The 18732-nt window shown below is 65.4% G+C and carries 16 protein-coding genes; 11 read left to right on the forward strand and 5 right to left on the reverse strand.

Annotated features, from left to right (window positions below):
- Positions 1-41: 41 nt before the first annotated feature.
- Together CH285_RS14240 and CH285_RS14245 are read right to left on the reverse strand one after the other, a co-directional pair.
- The gene (locus CH285_RS14240; protein ID WP_094643187.1) at positions 42-1184 is read right to left on the reverse strand and encodes a lycopene cyclase family protein; all 1143 of its coding nucleotides are present in this window, start codon (positions 1182-1184) and stop codon (positions 42-44) included.
- The gene (locus CH285_RS14245; RefSeq protein ID WP_094698396.1) at positions 1181-1969 is read right to left on the reverse strand and encodes an SDR family oxidoreductase; all 789 of its coding nucleotides are present in this window, start codon (positions 1967-1969) and stop codon (positions 1181-1183) included. The genes CH285_RS14240 and CH285_RS14245 overlap by 4 nt, the downstream gene beginning before the upstream one ends.
- A 156-nt stretch (positions 1970-2125) precedes the next feature.
- On the opposite strand from CH285_RS14245, the gene CH285_RS14250 reads away from it, so the two are divergent.
- Positions 2126-3757, forward strand: coding sequence for an ABC-F family ATP-binding cassette domain-containing protein (locus CH285_RS14250; RefSeq protein WP_027497030.1), 1632 nt, complete (start codon positions 2126-2128; stop codon positions 3755-3757).
- Here the strand turns inward: CH285_RS14250 and CH285_RS14255 are convergent.
- The gene (locus CH285_RS14255; RefSeq protein ID WP_027497031.1) at positions 3745-4326 is read right to left on the reverse strand and encodes a TetR/AcrR family transcriptional regulator; all 582 of its coding nucleotides are present in this window, start codon (positions 4324-4326) and stop codon (positions 3745-3747) included. The genes CH285_RS14250 and CH285_RS14255 overlap by 13 nt on opposite strands.
- 117 nt (positions 4327-4443) lie before the next feature.
- A complete protein-coding gene (locus CH285_RS14260; RefSeq protein WP_027497032.1) occupies positions 4444-7254 on the reverse strand; it encodes an aconitate hydratase in 2811 nt (936 codons plus the stop codon).
- A gap of 347 nt (positions 7255-7601) precedes the next feature.
- Here CH285_RS14260 and CH285_RS14265 point away from each other — a divergent pair, with 347 nt between their 5' ends.
- The 8 genes from CH285_RS14265 (at position 7602) to CH285_RS14300 (ending at position 16464) form a co-directional block, all read left to right on the forward strand.
- Complete coding sequence (locus tag CH285_RS14265; RefSeq protein WP_057474701.1) at positions 7602-8144, forward strand: Rv1476 family membrane protein; 543 nt, start codon at positions 7602-7604, stop codon at positions 8142-8144.
- A 403-nt stretch (positions 8145-8547) separates the two neighbouring features.
- Positions 8548-10098: an NlpC/P60 family protein gene (locus tag CH285_RS14270; protein WP_371129002.1), complete on the forward strand. Its 1551-nt coding sequence runs from the start codon at positions 8548-8550 to the stop codon at positions 10096-10098.
- Between the two features lie 221 nt (positions 10099-10319).
- A complete protein-coding gene (locus CH285_RS14275) occupies positions 10320-11630 on the forward strand; it encodes an AAA family ATPase (RefSeq protein ID WP_373454739.1) in 1311 nt (436 codons plus the stop codon).
- Entirely contained in the window at positions 11627-12613 is a 987-nt protein-coding gene (locus CH285_RS14280) for a DUF58 domain-containing protein (RefSeq protein ID WP_032365771.1), read from the forward strand. Before CH285_RS14275 ends, CH285_RS14280 begins: the two co-directional genes overlap by 4 nt.
- Positions 12610-13608 carry a VWA domain-containing protein gene (locus CH285_RS14285; protein WP_032365772.1) on the forward strand — a complete coding sequence of 333 codons (999 nt, stop codon included), beginning with the start codon at positions 12610-12612 and terminating at the stop codon, positions 13606-13608. The genes CH285_RS14280 and CH285_RS14285 overlap by 4 nt, the downstream gene beginning before the upstream one ends.
- Positions 13609-13674: 66 nt before the next feature.
- Entirely contained in the window at positions 13675-14397 is a 723-nt protein-coding gene (gene fabG1, locus CH285_RS14290; RefSeq protein ID WP_094643189.1) for a 3-oxoacyl-ACP reductase FabG1, read from the forward strand.
- A gap of 60 nt (positions 14398-14457) precedes the next feature.
- Positions 14458-15282, forward strand: a complete 825-nt coding sequence (gene inhA, locus CH285_RS14295; protein WP_027497037.1) for an NADH-dependent enoyl-ACP reductase InhA — start codon at positions 14458-14460, stop codon at positions 15280-15282.
- 102 nt (positions 15283-15384) lie between these two features.
- Complete coding sequence (locus CH285_RS14300) at positions 15385-16464, forward strand: ferrochelatase (RefSeq protein WP_032365774.1); 1080 nt, start codon at positions 15385-15387, stop codon at positions 16462-16464.
- Between the two features lie 63 nt (positions 16465-16527).
- Here the strand turns inward: CH285_RS14300 and CH285_RS14305 are convergent, their stop codons facing one another.
- Positions 16528-17361, reverse strand: coding sequence for a hypothetical protein (locus CH285_RS14305; RefSeq protein ID WP_176457081.1), 834 nt, complete (start codon positions 17359-17361; stop codon positions 16528-16530).
- 76 nt (positions 17362-17437) lie between these two features.
- Between CH285_RS14305 and CH285_RS14310 the strand changes: the two genes are divergently transcribed.
- On the forward strand, positions 17438-18244 hold the full coding sequence (locus CH285_RS14310; protein WP_032365846.1) for a DUF3097 domain-containing protein: 807 nt from the start codon (positions 17438-17440) through the stop codon (positions 18242-18244).
- A gap of 56 nt (positions 18245-18300) precedes the next feature.
- Positions 18301-18732, forward strand: a complete 432-nt coding sequence (locus CH285_RS14315) for an NfeD family protein (RefSeq protein ID WP_027497041.1) — start codon at positions 18301-18303, stop codon at positions 18730-18732.

Below are 18732 nucleotides of genomic sequence, written 5' to 3' on the forward strand. Positions count from 1 at the left end.
TCGCCGACCGGGCGCCTGTGTGTCGACCGTTGCCGAGAAACTCAGCCGCGTCTCGGAGCGTGGACGACGGTGCGCGCGATGGCGAGCCTGGCCGAGACCGGAAGCGTAGGGAACATTCTCAGCATCGCGGTCATGGTCCCCATGGCGTCGTCGTGACCGGACAGGTAGGAGCGTTGCAGTTCGACCGGCAGCGAGAAGAAGCTGGCGAAGAACTGCGGAACCATCTCCGGCTCGAGGCTCAACGCAGTGCGCAGACCGAGATTGCGTAGCTTCTGCACCGTCCAGGTGTGGAGTGCACGTCGGCTCCCCGGCTTGCCGGTGCGAAGTCCGTCGACCAGGTGATCGGCAGACGCCAACGACGCGGCGACGCTGTATCCCGTCGCCGGATGCATCAGATTCGACCGCGACCCGAACAGGACGGGCCCGCTTCGTGGGGTGTGCAGCCGCGAGCGCGGCGGAGGTTCGACCGAAAAGCGCACCCGCTCGACGTCCTCGGTCCCGGTCGGCACGAGATCGCGTCGGGCGAGACGATGATGCAGACGAGTCCGGAGTACATCGAGGTGGAGGGCAGGCCTGCCGACCAGGCACGTTTCTTCGAGCAGAACGCGGTGGTCGTCGAGTGCGACGGCATAGAGAAAACTAGGAACTTCACCGGGTCGTACGCCGTTGTCGGTACGCCAATCCATGAACCAGGCGTCGGAGCCTTCCAGAATGGGCTCGGCGCGTTCCCGCTCGACGACGATTCCGTATGCGGTCTGTTGCGCCAGATCACGCGAGTCGAGCGTTCCTCGCGCATCGACGACGTGGCGAGCCGTGACAACCGTCCCGTCGACGGTGGTGACGCGGGTGCCGGTGACGTCGACTGCGGTGCCCGCGTGCACTCGTACGAGGTCGAGGGACAGCGAGGCTTGCAGGGCATGGGTGTCGAGCACGCAGTACGTCCGGTCGATGACGCGATGCCGATCGGTCCACACTGCGGGCCTGCGTGCAGTCGAGGCGATTGCGGACTCCGAGAGCCATGACGGCAATTCGTCCGCCCATGCCGAGTAGGTCGGCGTCCAGGTTCTGGACGGGTGCGGATCGAGTGCGAGAACGTCCATACCCGCGGCCGCGCAGCGGTGGGCGATCGCGCGACCCGCCGGTCCCAGCCCGATCACGGCGACGTCGGCCGACAGGTCGCTCACATTCCGCCGGTGGCGAGCAGGCCACCGTCGACGCGCACCGTCTCGCCGGTGATCCACGAGGACGCGTCCGAGACCAGGAACGCGACGAGCGATGCCACGTCCTCGGGGGTACCGAGTCGCTTCATCGGGTAGCCGGCCGCTGCTGCTTCTTCGCCGCCGGCGAACAACGCCTCGGCGAACTTGGTCTTCACCACGCCCGGCGCCACCGCGTTGACGCGGATCTTCGGACCGAGCTGCCATGCCAGCTCCTCGGTGAGCCGAATCAACGCAGCTTTGGATGCGCCGTACGCGGCAATGACTCCGGTGGAGCGGATGCCTGCGACGCTGGCGATGTTGACGACCGCACCGCCGTGTTCTCCCATCCACGCATGGAACGCGTTCTGCACGAAGCCGAGCGTGCCGACGACGTTGGTGTCGAAGATCTTGCTGACACCGACGAGGTCGGCATCCATCAGCGAGCCGTAGACGGGGTTGATACCGGTGTTGTTGACCAGGATGTCCAGCGAACCGAAGGTCTCGACGGTGCGGTCCACTGCGGTGCGCCGATGTTCCGGGTCGCCCGCGTTACCGTCCAGCGCGAGTACGGAGTCGCCGAGTTCCGCCGCGACGGCCAGCAACGGTTCCCGCTTACGCGCAGTGATGGCCACGTTGGCACCGCGCGCGAGCAGTTCTACGGCGATCGCGCGGCCGATGCCTCGACTACCCCCGGTGACCAGTGCGGTCCGTCCGGTGAGGTCGAGGGGCAGGGCTGGGCGGGCAGTGGCCGTTTCGGTGACGTCGGTCATCGCTCAGACGTTACCGGGGTCACCTGCGTTCCTGGGTGGAGGCACGTGAATGCTGAGCTAAAATGGGGGTTTGCTGTGCCGACCTACGGCGCTTTCATTGCTCGCTCGTCGGTCGACGAGCACTCATCTTGTTCGGCAATCGCTAGGAGCTCACGCGTGATCACCGCCACCGACCTCGAAGTTCGTGCCGGTGTGCGGACCCTTCTGTCCACCGAGGGGCCCGCGCTCCGCGTGCAGGCAGGTGACCGCATCGGGCTGGTCGGCCGCAACGGTGCCGGAAAAACCACCACGCTGCGCATCCTGGCGGGCGAGGGCGAACCTTATGCCGGCGAGGTCGTACGCACCGGAGACCTCGGCTATCTCCCGCAGGATCCCAAAGAGGGCGATCTGGACGTGCTGGCCAAGGACCGGGTGCTGTCGGCCCGCGGGCTGGACACCCTCCTGCACAGTATGGAGAAGCAGCAGGCTCTGATGGCCGAGGTTGCCGACGAGACATTGCTCGACAAAGCCGTCCGTAAGTACGGCGAGCTGGAAGAGCGGTTCGCGTCCCTCGGCGGCTACGAAGCCGAGAGCGAAGCGGCTCGCATCTGCAACAGCCTCGGCTTGGCCGACCGCATTCTCGGTCAACCGCTGCGAACCCTGTCCGGTGGTCAGCGCCGACGCGTCGAACTCGCTCGCATTCTGTTCGCCGCATCCGACGGCAGTGGCGGACGCTCGAACACCACATTGCTGCTCGACGAGCCCACCAACCACCTCGACGCCGATTCCATCACCTGGTTGCGCAGTTTCCTGCAGAACCACGAGGGCGGACTCATCGTGATCAGTCACGATGTCGAACTGCTCGGTGATGTCGTGAACAGGGTGTGGTTCCTCGATGCCGTGCGCGGTGAGGCCGACATCTACAACATGAACTGGAAGAAGTACCTCGACGCACGCGCCACGGACGAGCAACGGCGCCGTCGCGAACGCGCGAACGCGGAGAAGAAGGCGGGTGCGCTGCGCGTCCAGGCCGCCAAGATGGGTGCCAAGGCAACCAAAGCCGTTGCGGCACAGAACATGGCGAAGCGAGCAGACAAGCTGATGGCCAACCTCGATGCGGAGCGCGTATCCGACAAGGTTGCGCACATTCGCTTCCCTGAGCCTGCTCCTTGCGGCAAGACACCGTTGATGGCCAAGAACCTGACCAAGATGTACGGGTCGCTCGAGATCTTCGCCGGCGTCGATCTGGCGATCGACAGAGGAAGTCGAGTGGTGGTGCTCGGGCTCAACGGTGCGGGCAAGACGACGCTGCTTCGGATCCTCGCGGGAACCGAGAAGGCCGACACCGGCGAGATCGAACCCGGCCACGGCATGCGCGTGGGTTACTTCGCCCAGGAGCACGACACCCTCGACGACATGGCGTCGGTGTGGGAGAACATCCGGCATGCGGCACCCGACACCGGCGAGCAGGAGCTCAGATCGCTACTCGGTGCCTTCATGTTCACCGGACCCCAGCTCGAACAGCCGGCAGGAACACTGTCCGGCGGTGAGAAGACACGTCTGGCGCTGGCCGGGCTGGTGTCTTCGGCTGCGAACGTGCTGCTGCTCGACGAACCGACCAACAACCTCGATCCGATCTCACGTGAGCAGGTTCTCGACGCACTGCGCAGTTACAAGGGCGCCGTCGTGCTGGTGACTCACGATCCGGGTGCCGCCGAGGCGCTCTCACCGGAACGAGTCATCCTCCTTCCCGACGGCACCGAGGACCACTGGTCGCAGGACTACCTGGAACTGATTCAGCTGGCCTGACCCGGGTCGCGCCTGCGCACCGATTCCTCGACCAGATCCAGAATGGCCGACAGGTTCGACCCGCCGTTGCCCGACGCGATTCTGGCGACCAGACCGTCGAGAACGAGGTCCAGGTAGTCGGCCAGAACATCGTTCGGCACGTCGTCCCGAAGTTTCCCTGCCGTCTTCTGGCGCTCGAGTCGGCCGAGCGTCGCATCGGTCAGTTCGGCCGAACGCTCCGCCCAGCTGGTTCGGAAGTCGGCGTCGGTTCGTAGTCGTCGGGTGATCTCGAGCCGCGTTCCGAGCCACTCGAACTGCTCCGGCTGGGCCAGCATGTCTCGCATCACCTGAACCAGACCCTGCGTCGCCGCGACTTCTGCCATACGCCGGGCGTCCTCCTGCGCCAACGCGAGGAAGAGACCGTCCTTGTCCTTGAAGTGGTGAAAGATGGCTCCGCGGGAGAGGCCTGTCGCCTCCTCGAGGCGTCGCACGGTGGCACCCTCGTAGCCGAACTCTCCGAAGCATTTACGCGCGCCGTCGAGAATTTCGCTGCGGCGGGCCGCCAGGTGGTCTTCACTGACCTTGGGCACGTGTGAAACTCCTACTTTCCGATGAAGGGGCCCGTACCGATACGGCGATGGGCCCGAAACACGTATCGAGTTCCGGGCCCATCGCTGTGCGTGGCGTTTGTCTACAGTGCCGTGTGACTAGCCTCTGATCATGTTGCGCAGGACGTACTGCAGGATTCCGCCGTTGCGGTAGTAGTCCGCTTCACCGGGGGTATCGATACGGACCACGGCGTCGAACTCGACCTTGGTTCCGTCTTCCTTGGTCGCGGTCACCGCCATCGTCTTCGGGGTGGTGCCCTCGTTCAGCTTCTCGACGCCGATGATGTCGAACGTCTCGGTGCCGTCGAGCTTGAGCGACGCGGCGCTCTCGCCTGCCGGGAACTGCAGCGGAACGACGCCCATGCCGATGAGGTTGGAGCGGTGGATGCGCTCGAACGACTCGGTGATGACCGCCTTGACGCCCAGGAGCGAGGTGCCCTTGGCCGCCCAGTCACGGGAGCTTCCGGAGCCGTACTCCTTGCCGCCCAGCACGACCAGCGGGATGCCGGCCTTCTGGTAGTTCTGCGACGCATCGTAGATGAACGACTGCGGGCCACCGTCCTGGGTGAAGTCGCGGGTGTAGCCACCCGAGACGTCGTCGAGCAGTTGGTTCTTCAGACGGATGTTCGCGAACGTTCCGCGAATCATGACCTCGTGGTTGCCACGACGCGATCCGAGCGAGTTGTAATCCTTGCGCTCCACGCCGTGCGAATCGAGGTACTGAGCGGCAGGCGTACCGGCCTTGATGGGTCCTGCCGGGCTGATGTGGTCGGTGGTGACCGAATCGCCGAGCAGGGCCAGCACGCGGGCACCCTTGATGTCCTCGACCGGAGCCGGGTCCATCGTCATGCCGTCGAAGTACGGAGGCTTCCGCACGTACGTCGAGTTGGGATCCCACTCGAACGTGTCGCCCTCGGGGGTCGACAGGTTCTGCCAGCGGCTGTCACCGGCGAAGATCGTCTCGTAGGACTTGCTGAACATGTCCCGGCTGATCGAGGACTTGATCGTGTCCTCGATCTCCTGCGACGACGGCCAGATGTCCTTGAGGTACACGGGGTTGCCCTCGTGGTCGTTACCGAGCGCGTCGGTCTCGAAGTCGAAGTCCATCGTGCCCGCGAGGCCGTAAGCGATGACCAGCGGCGGAGAGGCCAGGTAGTTCATCTTGACGTCGGGGGAGATGCGACCCTCGAAGTTGCGGTTGCCCGACAACACGGCGGTCACCGAAAGATCGTTGTCGTTGATCGCCTTCGAGATCGGCTCGAGCAACGGGCCCGTGTTACCGATGCACGTGGTGCAGCCGTAGCCGCCCAGGAAGTAGCCGAGCTTCTCGAGGTACGGCCACAGGCCGGCCTTCTCGTAGTAGTCGGTCACGACCTGCGAACCGGGTGCCATGTTGGTCTTGACCCACGGCTTGGTGGACAGGCCCTTTTCGACGGCGTTGCGAGCGAGCAGTGCTGCGCCCAGCATGACCGACGGGTTGGAGGTGTTGGTGCAGGAGGTGATACCTGCCACCACGACGGCGCCATGGTCGAGAACGAACTCGCCTGCTTCGTCGGTGATGACACGAACCGGCTTGCTCGGGCGACCTTCGGAGCCGTATGCGGCGGACCGCACGTCGACTGCATCGTCTTCCGCGAAGCTCAGCGACGCGGGATCGCTGGCCGGGAACGACTCGTTGAGGGCCTCGTCCAGCTTGCTGTCACCCTCGTGCGCCGGGTGGTTCTCCTCCACGTAGTTGTGGATGTCCTTGCGGAACGCAACCTTGGACTCGGACAACAGGATTCGGTCCTGCGGGCGCTTCGGGCCTGCGATGGACGGGACGACCGTGTTGAGGTCGAGCTCGATGTACTCGGAGTACACGGCTTCGTTCTTCGGGTCGTGCCACATGCCCTGTTCCTTGGCGTACGCCTCGACGAGAGCGAGCTGCTCGTCGCTGCGGCCGGTGAGGCGCAGGTAGTTGATCGTCTCTTCGTCGATCGGGAAAATGGCTGCGGTGGAGCCGAATTCGGGGCTCATGTTGCCGAGGGTGGCGCGGTTGGCGAGGGGAACCTCGGCCACACCTTCGCCGTAGAACTCAACGAACTTCCCGACGACGCCGTGCTTGCGCAGCATCTCGGTGGCGGTCAGAACGACGTCGGTGGCCGTGACGCCCGGTTGAATCTCGCCCGAGAGCTTGAAGCCGACGACACGGGGGATCAGCATCGACACGGGCTGGCCGAGCATGGCAGCTTCGGCTTCGATTCCGCCGACGCCCCAGCCGAGCACGCCGAGGCCGTTGACCATCGTCGTGTGCGAGTCGGTTCCGACGCAGGTGTCGGGGTACGCCTGGCCCTTGCGGGTCATGACGGTCGGTGCGAGGTACTCGATGTTGACCTGGTGCACGATGCCCATGCCGGGCGGGACGACCTTGAAGTCGTCGAAGGCGCCCTGGCCCCAACGCAGGAACTGGTAACGCTCGCCGTTGCGCTCGTACTCGAGGTCGACGTTGCGCTCGAGTGCATCGGCGCGGCCGAACACGTCGAGGATGACCGAGTGGTCGATGACCATGTCGGCGGGGGAGAGGGGGTTGACCTTGTTGGGGTCGCCGCCGAGGGTGGTCACGGCCTCACGCATGGTGGCGAGGTCCACGACACACGGAACGCCGGTGAAGTCCTGCATGATGACTCGCGCAGGGGTGAACTGGATTTCGATACTCGGGTCGGCCGAGGGATCCCACGACGCGATCGAGCGAATATGGTCGGCGGTGATGTTGGCACCGTCCTCGGTGCGAAGGAGGTTCTCCGCGAGGACCTTCAGTGCATAGGGCAGTTTCTCGGCACCGGGCAAGGCCGACAGCCGAAAGATCTCGTACGAGTTCTCTCCGACTTCGAGGGTGCCCTTTGCACCGAATGAATTGTTACTTGCGGTCACTTCAGCTCCACTCGTCTATGAGGCACACCGCCGACGGGGCTGTGTCGACGGTTGAAGCGAGGCGCTGACCGTGTGTCTCGGCATGGCATCCCGCGTGCGGAGTGCTTGCGGACCCTCGGGCAGTGTCTCGATGGAAGTCTAACAGTACGCTTGTCCTGTGAAAACGTGCGGGTCTGTTTCGCGGTGGACACCGAGAGAACGACCCACGTCACAATCCTCACGTAGTGCTTCGTGCGACGCAATGAAGGGCGGCCTCAGTTGCCGCGTCGGGCATACCTGCCTCCCGAGAATCGACTGCACCGTGACGTAGGGTTCCACGCGACTGGTTCCTACCGACTGGACGAGAGATGACTGAGCCGATCCACGCTGTTTCCCCACTTGCCACCGATATCCCGGCAGGTCTGGACGTCGACAGCATCGTCGCCACGGTCCGCGAGTCGGGAGTCAGCGCTCCTGCGGGCGAGCAGGACGGACTGACTGCCGCCGTGAACCGAGCCGAGGACCACGGAATCGATCTGAGCATCGTGATCGTCCCCGACGAACCGCGTCACGATTCGCAGCTACGCGACCTCGCCACTGCGGTCGGTGCCCGCGAGGGCGGAACGGTGTTGGTGCTGAGCCCGGGGCAGGTCGGAACGTTCAGCGACTCGATCAGCCGAGTGACACTCGAAGCCGGGCAGGATCGCACCTACACCGGAAATCACGTCGTCGCCGCCGACAACTTCGTCGACACCCTCGTCGAGGACCAGACTCCGTGGGGCTTGCTGACGGGTGGGCTGGTGGTGATCGTCGCTGCGGTGGCCGCGTTGACAGCCGCTGTGAAGGTCCGGCGATATCGCGCGCGGTCGGCCACTGCCGACCCGCACGAAGCACAGCCCGTCGAGCGCTGACGTAGCGCGCACATTCGTCATTCGACCGACCGACACCGACGCGCGATTACGCCACCGGACGTCGGTCCGGAAAAAGTCCGAAAAATTGTTTCGGGCAAACACCGAGTTCACGGCATTATGCCTGGTGGAATTACAAATGTGTCATTTGTGACTGGAGTTTCTTTAGTGTGCGAAGTGTCGTACGGTGCCATTGGCACTGCTGGGGAAGGAGTGTCGCAGAAGGCAGGTGTCGTCCGTGGGGAACTCGGGAGGCCACTGCTTCGGGTGTGACTGACGTGGTTCGCACCTGTCGTGTCGCTGCGCGCCACTTTCCCGCCCGGCGAACATGTTCACCGTCACCTGCGATCGGGGTGGGAACGGGGAACGCCTCGACGGCACGACGGTCCTCTCGGGACCCGAGTGAATGCCGGACCCGAGGGAGACATTTGTGAGCCGACGTCCAGTTCGCGGCACGCGCCGCAGAGCGCTCGTCCGTACCCGATTCGTACTGGCAGGTGCCGGTCTGGTTCTCGCGCTGACCGCGACCATGCCCGGGGTCGCCGCCGCGGTACCGCCGCCCCCGCCCAACCCGTCCGATACAGACATCGCCGCTGCCGGCAGCGCCGTCGACTCACGCCTGGGGCAGGTCGGACAGCTGATCGACGCGATCGCATCCGCCAACCAGCAACTCGCACAGCTCGACGACGAGGTCGCCGTGAAGCGAGAAGGCGTCAACAAAGCCCTGGTCGACCTGCAGAACGCACGGGACGCCGCCGACGTGGCCGCAGCAGTCGTAGGAGCAGCGCAGCAGGCGCTCGCCGATGCAGGCACACAGATTCAGGCAGCCCAGCGCAAGTTCGACGAATTCGCCAAATCGAGCTACACCCAGGGCTCGGGCGTCGCCTCGATGGCGTCGTTCCTCGGTTCGAGCGGACCGGACGACGTTCTCGACCGCGCCCAGGTCCTGAAGGTGCTGTCCAACAGCCAGAATGCCGTGCTCGACAGCCTCCAGCGGGCCCGAACCGAGCAGGCGAACCGGGACTCGGCCGCCCGCGAATCCAAGCAGCAGGCGGACGCGGCAGCGTCCGAAGCCGAATCGAAGAAGGCCGAGGCCGAGCAGGCCATCGCTGCAGCGCAGGCAGCGTTGCAAGCCGAGGCCGATCAGAAAGCCGCAATCGAGTCCCAGCGAGACGCCGCTCAGACCGAGCTCGACGCAGCCCGAAGCAATGTGGCCGGCCTCCAGGGTCAACGAGCCGCATACAGCGACTGGGAGGCGCAGAAGGCAGCAGAGGACGCAGCAATAGCAGCAGCCGCAGCTGCCGCTCGTGAGGCCGCGGTTCAGGCGGCGGCGCGGGTCTCGGCCAACCTGGCCGCACAACAGCGAGCCGCTGCAATCGCCGAGGGCCAACGCTCGCACGTCGATGTCGACGACGACTCGAGTTCGTCCACCGACTCCGACAGTTCGAGCGGAACCACGACTCCGACCCAGCCCACACCCAGCAAGCCCACTCCCAGCAAGCCCAAGCCCTCGACCACACCGTCGGTCACGGGCAGTGCTGCCGTGGAATTGGCGATCGACCGCGGGATGAGCCAGCTCGGTGTTCCGTATTCCTGGGGCGGCGGCGACGAGAACGGGCCGACCAAGGGAATCCGAGACGGCGGAGTCGCAGACAGTTACGGCGACTACAACAAGGTCGGCTTCGACTGCTCCGGCCTCATGATCTACGCATTCGCAGGTCTGGGTATCTCTCTGCCCCACTACACCGGCTACCAGTACACGGCAGGCAAGCAGGTTCCGTCGTCGCAGATGAAGCGTGGCGACATGATCTTCTACGGACCGAACGCCAGTCAGCACGTCGCGCTCTACCTCGGCGACGGGAAAATGCTCGAGGCTCCGCAATCCGGATCGGTGGTCAAGGTCTCCGACGTCAGATACAGCGGTATGACGCCGTACGCCGTGCGCATGGTGTCCTGAGCTCGCTGTCGCTCCCGAGGTCGCTGTCCGGTACTTATGCGTCGTTCCGCAGGCTCCACTCCGGCGCGCGGGTCAGGGGTGGGTTTCGGCGCGCGCGAGCATCACCTGGAATAGTTGATCTCGGCGGTATGGAACGTGCCCGACGATGATCGACTGAAAGCGGTGAATTCTTGGTGACATCACGTGACGGCCGGATTTCGAACGACGAGGAGCCGACACAGATCGGGTCTTCGAGTCCGAATCCTCGGGGTGGGGAGCCGGAGCGGGTGGACAGTCCCGATCTCGCCGAGGACGTTCGGCTTCTCGAGAAGGCCGTGTACGAGGTCAAAAGGGTGATCGTCGGTCAGGATCGTCTGGTCGAGCGCATTCTGGTCGGCTTGTTGGCCCGTGGGCATGTGCTGCTGGAAGGCGTTCCCGGCGTGGCGAAGACCCTCGCAGTGGAGACGTTCGCCCGCGTGGTCGGTGGCTCGTTCTCCCGCGTCCAGTTCACCCCGGACCTGGTGCCCACCGACCTGGTCGGAACCCGCATCTACCGTCAGGGCCGCGAAGAGTTCGACACCGAACTCGGCCCGGTCGTCGCGAACTTCGTCCTTGCCGACGAGATCAACCGAGCACCGGCGAAGGTCCAGTCGGCGCTGCTCGAAGTCATGGCCGAGCGGCACGTGACCATCGGTGGCAAGACGTTCCCCATGCCCGATCCTTTCCTGGTGATGGCGACGCAGAACCCCATCGAGAACGAAGGCGTGTACCCGCTCCCGGAAGCCCAGCGCGACCGCTTCCTGTTCAAGATCGTCGTCGACTATCCGACGGTGGAAGAAGAACGCGAGATCGTCTACCGCATGGGGATCAAGGCCCCCGAGCCCAAGCAGATACTCGACCCTGTCGAGTTGGTCCGTCTGCAGAACCTGGCCAGTTCGGTGTTCGTGCACCACGCGCTCGTCGACTACGTGGTTCGGGTCATCGCCGCCACCCGCACGCCCGAACAGTTCGGGTTGGACGATGTCGGCAGCTGGATCGCATACGGGGCCTCCCCGCGTGCGACCCTCGGCATCATCGCTGCGTCCCGCGCCCTCGCCCTGCTGCGAGGCCGCGACTACGTCGTTCCTCAGGACGTGCTCGAGGTGATTCCCGACGTGCTCCGGCATCGGCTGGTGCTCTCCTACGATGCCCTCGCCGACGAAGTGACGCCCGAGACCGTGATCTCCCGCATTTTGCAGACCGTCGGACTACCGCAGGTGTCGCCGCAGGCGGTTCCGATGTCGCAGGACAACGGCACCGCACCCGGTCAGCCCTTCGGTGGCCAACAGGGCACACCGCAGTTTCCGGGAGCGGGGCCGCAGTATCCGGCTCAGGTACCGCATCCGGCCCAGGGGCAGTACCCGGGTCAGCCGCAGTTCCCCGGGCAAGGGCCCGGCTCGGCACCCCAGCCCGGACCCGAGCAGCGCCCACCGGGCGGTCCGGCCGGCGAACCCGCTCCGTCGCTGCACAAGCCGTCGGGTGATGCATCGTCGACCGGTTCGCCGGGTCAGTGAGCGCAGCCGACAGAGCCGGCCGAGGTGCGGTCTCACGGCCGCCGTCGTTTCGGTCCGGCGAACTGCGTGATCCGAAGTTGGCCGCCGCGCTACGCACGCTCGAGATAACGGTACGTAGGCGTCTCGACGGCGTTCTGCACGGCGACCACCTCGGCCTGATACCCGGCCCGGGATCCGAACCGGGAGACGCGCGCGAGTATCAGCCCGGTGACGACGTTCGGCAGATGGACTGGTCGGTCACTGCCCGGACGACACACCCACACGTGCGGCAGTCGGTGGCCGATCGCGAACTGGAAACGTGGCTTGTCGTCGATCTGTCGGCCAGCCTCGACTTCGGAACCGCGGGGTGCGAGAAGCGCGATCTCGCGGTCGCGGCCTCGGCCGCCATCACCCACCTGACCGGCGGCGGTGGTAATCGCATCGGAGCTGTCGTGGCCACCGGCGCGACGACGACGCGAATCCCGGCGCGCGGGGGCCGGGTGCACAGCCAGTCGATGCTGCGGACGATCGCTACGACACCGTCCGCCGCGGACGGCGTCCGAGGAGATCTTCGCGATGCCGTCGAGGCGCTGCGGCGTCCCGAACGCCGGCGCGGTCTGGCCGTGGTGATCAGCGACTTCCTCGGCCCGATCGACTGGGAGCGATCACTGCGGGCGATCTCTGCCAGACACGACGTACTGGCCGTCGAGGTACTCGATCCGCGAGACCTCGAACTTCCGGATGTGGGAGACGTGGTTCTGCACGACCCGGAGTCCGGCCGCACTCGGGAGTTCGCCGCGACGCCCCGGCTCCGCGCCGACTTCGCGCGAGCAGCCGCAGCACACCGCGACGACGTGGAGAAAGCGTTGCGCCGATGCGGGGCACCGCGTTTGACTCTGCGCACCGACGGTGACTGGATCGCCGATGTCGTCCGCTTCGTCACTGCTCGCAGGCACACCATCGGCTCCGGTTTCACCAATACCGCTAGGGCAGGTTCGCGATGAGCCTCACCGATTTCTCTGCGCCGTGGTGGCTCGCGTTTCTGGTCGTCGTCATCGCCCTGACGGCGGGGTACGTCTGGATTCAACGCCGCAAGCAGAAGCACGTGCTGCGTTTCTCCAACATGGAGTTGCTCGAGTCGGTCGCGCCGAACCGGCCCAATCGTCTGCGTCATCTCCCGACCGCACTGGTACTGGTCGGGCTGATGTTCCTGACCGTCGCGTTGGCCGGCCCCACTGCCGATCAACGTGTTCCACGCAACCGCGCGACGGTCATGCTCGTCATCGATGTGTCGCTGTCCATGGAAGCGACGGACGTCGAACCCACTCGGCTGGCTGCGGCCCAAGAAGCAGCGAAGTCGTTCGCCGATGGCCTCACACCCGGCATCAACCTCGGTCTCGTCGCATTCGCCGGCACTGCCTCGGTATTGGTCTCACCCACGGCCAACCGCGACGCCACCAAGTCGGCAATCGACAAACTGCAGCTCAGCGAGCGGACGGCCACCGGTGAAGCAATCTTCACCTCGCTGCAGTCGATCGACACTCTCGGCGCGATCCTCGGGGGTGGCGACGCGGCACCGCCTGCCCGCATCGTGCTGCTTTCGGACGGTAAGCAAACCGTTCCCCAGAACCTCGACGATCCACGGGGCGGCTACACCGCAGCGCGCGCAGCCAAGGACAAGGGAGTGCCGATCTCGACGATCTCGTTCGGCACCAGCTACGGGTCGGTCGAGATCGAAGACGAAGGTGGAGGCGGGGTCGAGCGCGTGCCCGTTCCTGTCGACGACCCGTCGTTGCGCGAGATCGCGACTCTGTCCGGGGGAAGTTTCTTCACGGCCTCCTCGCTCGAGGGCCTCCGAGACGTCTACGACACCCTGGAGGAGCAGATCGGCTTCGAGATCACCCGCGGGGACGCTTCGCGACCCTGGTTGATCCTCGGTGTCCTGTGCATCTCCGCCGGGCTCGGTTCGGCGTTGGTGATGCGGCAACGATTGCCGTGATCGCTGTTATTACTCACCAGTAAGTTTCGCTTTGTCATTCCAGGACGAACAGATAGGTTGCTAGGCATGTCCACACCTGACTTCATCGCGCGATCGGTACTCGTCACCGGAGGTAACCGGGGTATCGGTCTGGCCATCGCCCAACGGCTCAGTGCCGACGGACACAAGGTGGCCGTCACCCACCGCGGATCCGGGGCACCCGACGGATTGCTCGGGGTCGTCTGCGACGTCACCGACTCCGGTTCGGTCGACGCGGCCTTCAAGGAGGTCGAGGAGAAGCACGGACCCGTCGAGGTACTCGTCGCCAACGCGGGCATCACCGACGACACCCTGCTGATGCGTATGACCGAGGAGCAGTTCCAGCGGGTCATCGATGCGAACTTGACCGGAGCCTTCCGAGTCGCCAAACGCGCCAACCGGGCCATGCTGCGCGCGCGCTGGGGTCGGATGATCTTCCTCAGTTCCGTTGTCGCGATGGCCGGCGGGCCGGGGCAGATCAATTACGCGGCGTCCAAGGCCGGAGTCATCGGCATGGCCCGGTCGATCACGAGGGAGTTGGGTTCGCGGTCCATCACGGCGAACGTCGTCTCACCGGGATTCATCGAAACCGACATGACCGCAGAGTTGTCGGACGACTTGCGCGGCAAGGCGAAGGAATACATTCCACTTCAGCGTCTCGGTCAGCCCGAGGACGTTGCAGCAGTCGTGAGTTTCCTTGCGGGTCCGGACTCGTCGTACGTGTCCGGTGCTGTCATTCCCGTCGACGGCGGCATGGGCATGGGGCACTGAGAAACGTTCTCGTACAACGATTTCGATAGATATTCACCTCCGAATTAAGGACGCAGCATTATGGGCGGATTGCTCGAAGGCAAGACCATTCTCATCACCGGCATCATCACCGACGCGTCGATCGCGTTCCACGCCGCGGCCATGGCGCAGGAGCAGGGTGCCAAGGTGATCATCACCGGGTTCGATCGGCTGCGGCTCATCGACCGCATCGCGCAGCGGCTGCCCAAGGAGGTGCCCCCGGCGATCGAGCTCGACGCCACCAACGAAGAGCACCTCGCCGCGCTGGCGGACCGAATTCGTGAAGTAGCGCCGGAGGGTATCGACGGAGTTCTGCACTCCATCGCATTCGCACCTCGCACCCTGATGGGCCCGGATGCCAAGCCGTTCCTCGACGGCCCCGGCCCCGACGCGGCGAGGGCATTCGAGATCTCGGCGTGGAGCTACGCATCTCTCGCGCGTGCCGTGCTCCCGGTCATGAACGAGGGTGGCTCGATCGTCGGAATGGACTTCGATCCGCGGACGTCGATGCCGTACTACAACTGGATGGGCGTAGCCAAGGCTGCCCTCGAGTCGGTGAATCGTTACGTGGCACGGGAAGTGGGCGCAGCCAAGCGTATCCGCTCCAATCTCGTTGCAGCAGGACCGATCAGGACTCTTGCCGCCAAGGCGATTGCGGGCACCGCGACCGGCGATGCGGCCAAGATGGACCAGCTGAACGTGTACTGGGACGGTGCCGCTCCCATCGGATGGGACGTCAACGATCCGACCGTCGTCGCCAAGTCGATCGTCGCGTTGCTGTCGGATTGGCTGCCCGGAACCACCGGGTCGATCGTGTACGTCGACGGCGGAGCGAGCCACAACACGTACCTGCCCGAAAACATGTGACACGTCGGTGAGTGGAGTCCGACGTGGGCTCGCTCACCGTAGGTTTCGTCGACCGATTGTGCCCCTGCCGCAGCCCTGCTGCGACAGGGGCACAATGGATTCATGACCACCCCTGGAGATTTCGACGCACTGTTGGTGCTCTCGTTCGGCGGACCGGAAAAGCCCGCCGACGTTCGCCCGTTTCTCGAGAACGTCACTCGCGGACGTGGTGTGCCGCCCGAGCGTCTCGACGCTGTCGTCGAGCACTACATGCACTTCGGTGGCGTGTCACCGATCAACGAACTCAATCGCGACATCATCGCCGCACTGCAGGCCGAGTTCGATTCGGCCGGAATCGAATTGCCGATCTACTTCGGCAATCGCAATTGGCATCCGATGGTCGAGGACACCGTTGCGACGATGAAGGCGGACGGCGTCCGCTCCGCGCTCGTCTTCCCGACTTCCGCGTGGGGCGGGTATTCCGGGTGCAGGCAATACCACGAGGACATCGCCAGGGCCCGTGCGTCCGTGGGGGACGACGCCCCGCATTTGCTCAAGATCCGTCAGTACTACGACCACCCGTTGATGGTCGAGGCGTTCGCCGAGGCCGTCGATGCCGCGCGCAGGTCTCTGCCAGAGGAGCATCGGGCAGGAGCGCGGCTGGTGTTCACCGCGCATTCCATTCCGTCGGCAGCCGACGCCAATGCAGGCCCACCCGCGGATGGTGGCCACCTGTACAGCCGGCAGGTTGCGGAGGCGTCGCGTCTGGTCGCGGCCGCATCCGGCAGCACCGAATACGATCTGGTGTGGCAGTCTCGTTCCGGACCACCGCAGGTTCCGTGGCTCGACCCCGACATCTGCGATCATCTCGAAGCACTGTCCGAGAAGTCCGTCGACGCGGTGATCGTGTGCCCGATCGGTTTCGTGTCCGACCACCTCGAAGTGGTGTGGGATCTCGACACCGAAGCCGAAGAGAAGGCCCGTGAACTCGGGATGGCGTTCGCTCGCGCGGGTACGCCCGGCTCCGATGCTCGATTCCCGAAGATGATCAGGGAGCTGGTGGACGAGTATCGCGTCGGCGGGACGTGCCGAGGACTCGGCAGCGTTCCCGGCTACGGATCCACCCTCGACGGCAATCGATGTGCCGTCGGATGTTGCGAGCAGCCGACGCGTCCGTCACGGCCTGCGACGGCACCTGCCTGACTGGCGGCTCCTGCCTGTTCGCGTCCCAGCCCCGACAGGACCGCTACGTGTCGGTCCTGTCGGTCATCGGGCCGACTGCATCGAGGCACCGATGCTCGTCGCCACGGCGATGGTCCGGGCCGTGCGCACGGCGGCCCACAGCGGCCGGACGAGTTCTTCTCGGGCGGCCGCTGCGGCGGCAGTCGGTGCCTCCGAGGGAGCCGATCCGGCGGCGACGGTGAGGATGGCCGCGACCCGATCGGCCGATTCGAGCACTCGGAAGGCGCGTTCGGACATCTCGGGGGGATAGCGGTGCCGTGCAGCGTCGGCGATCAGCTCGGCGATGCGAGTGCGCGGGTCGGCCTCGAGAGTGCGGGTGGGGAGCGATTGCATCTGTGCGAGTGCATCCGCCGCGCCGCGCACGGCCTCGCGCATCTCGTACTCGGCCTCACCGAGACCTCGATCTCGGTGGGCGTGAGAGGGAACGTCGATCGAATACACGGTCCAGCGCAGCACGTCGGGGCCCTCGACGACGGGTACCACCCCGATTCCGGCGGAGCCCGGGGTACCGATCATCACCGCCTGCTCGGCACCGATCGCTGCACGAGAGAATTCTGTCCGGGCCGGCAGTTCGGCCACTGCGCCCGCTGCGGGCAGCACCAGACGTATCCGTTCCTCCCCGGCTGCGGGTGAGGGTCCTGCGTTCGCGGCGGTTCGGACCGCGGCGAGCGCCCCGGCGATGCCCTCTGCGTAGCCCGGAAAGCGCAGCCCGTACGTCGTTGCTGCTTCGTCGTCACCGGCACCGACCAGATGCATCGGTGCCCACTCGGACATCGCGTCGATGACGTCGTCCGGCGAACCGACACCGGCCAGCCAGGAACCGGCCCACAGGGCAAGACTTGCACTCGGAGAACACACGACTCACGAGCATAGGTCGGCGTGGCGAACCGTGCTCGGGACGCCGGTATCGCTAGCGTTGGTCGCCGTGAACGACATGTACGGCGGAGACATTCTCAAAGGGCACAGTCGCATGCGGAAGGTTCCGGCACCGGAGGTGCCGGCCGAGCGCGGCATGGTGGTCGAGGACGCGGGTTCGGGTTATTGCGGTGCTGTGGTCGGCTTCGAGCGCACGTACGACGGAGATTTCGTCCGACTCGAGGACGGCGCCCGAACGACGCGACTGTTCGCCTTGCGCGAGGCCGCATTTCTGATCGACGGCCGCCGGGTGACGCTGGTCCGCCCGAAGCCCGCGACCGCGGCCAAACCGACCAGATCGGCGTCCGGATCCACCAAGGTCGAGGGCCTGCGAGCCCGGACGGCTCGTGCCAGCCGTATCTGGGTCGAGGGTGTGCACGACGCGGCCCTGGTGGAAAGCGTGTGGGGACACGACCTTCGAGTGGAGGGCGTGGTCGTCGAACATCTCGAGGGCCTGGACAATCTGGGGGAGCGGTTGGCCGATTTCGGCCCCGGCCCGGGCCGGCGCGTCGGGGTCCTGGTCGACCACCTGGTGACCGGGTCCAAGGAATCGAAGATGACCAGATCGTTGGGCGAACACGTTCTCGTCACCGGCCATCCGTTCATCGACGTGTGGGAGGCCGTCAAGCCGTCGGCGGTCGGCATTGCGGCGTGGCCGAAGATTCCGCGCGGTCAGGACTGGAAGACCGGAATCTGTCGAGAGCTGGGCTGGGGAACTCCGCAAGAAGGATGGCGGCGGGTGTACTCGTCGGTGTCGAGCTTCCGAGATCTGGAGGCTCCACTGATCGGTGCCGTCGAACAGTTGGTCGATTTCGTCACCGAGTAGCTGTTACGACCAGCTGATCCGTCGGCGGATGTCCGATTCGTGCCAGGATGGAGCTTGTGGCAGCGATCTTGTGGCTCATAGCGGCGGTTGTGCTTGCCGGTGCCGAAGCACTGACGGGGGACTTCTTCCTACTGATGATCGCCGGCGGTGCGCTCGGTACCGCCGGGGTGTCGGCGTTGACCGACTTCCCGGTATGGGCAGACGCAATCGTTTTCGGCGTGTTGTCGTTGGCGTTGGTTCTGGGTCTGCGTCCGATCTTGTTGCGGCGCTTCGCACATCCGCCGGACACCCCGATGGGGGTTGCGGCTCTCACCGGTAAGAGTGCAGTCGTGCTCGAACAGGTCACTGCGCACGAAGGCCAGATCAAACTCGGTGGCGAGGTGTGGACCGCGCGTCCGTTGGACGAGACAGAGGTCTACGCCCCCGGTACCACCGTGACCGTGATGGAAATCGACGGTGCCACCGCCGTCGTATGGAAGGGACCGTAA

The sequence above is a fragment of the Rhodococcus sp. 05-2256-B1 genome (assembly GCF_002258465.1).
Classification (GTDB): Bacteria; Actinomycetota; Actinomycetes; order Mycobacteriales; family Mycobacteriaceae; genus Rhodococcoides; species Rhodococcoides fascians.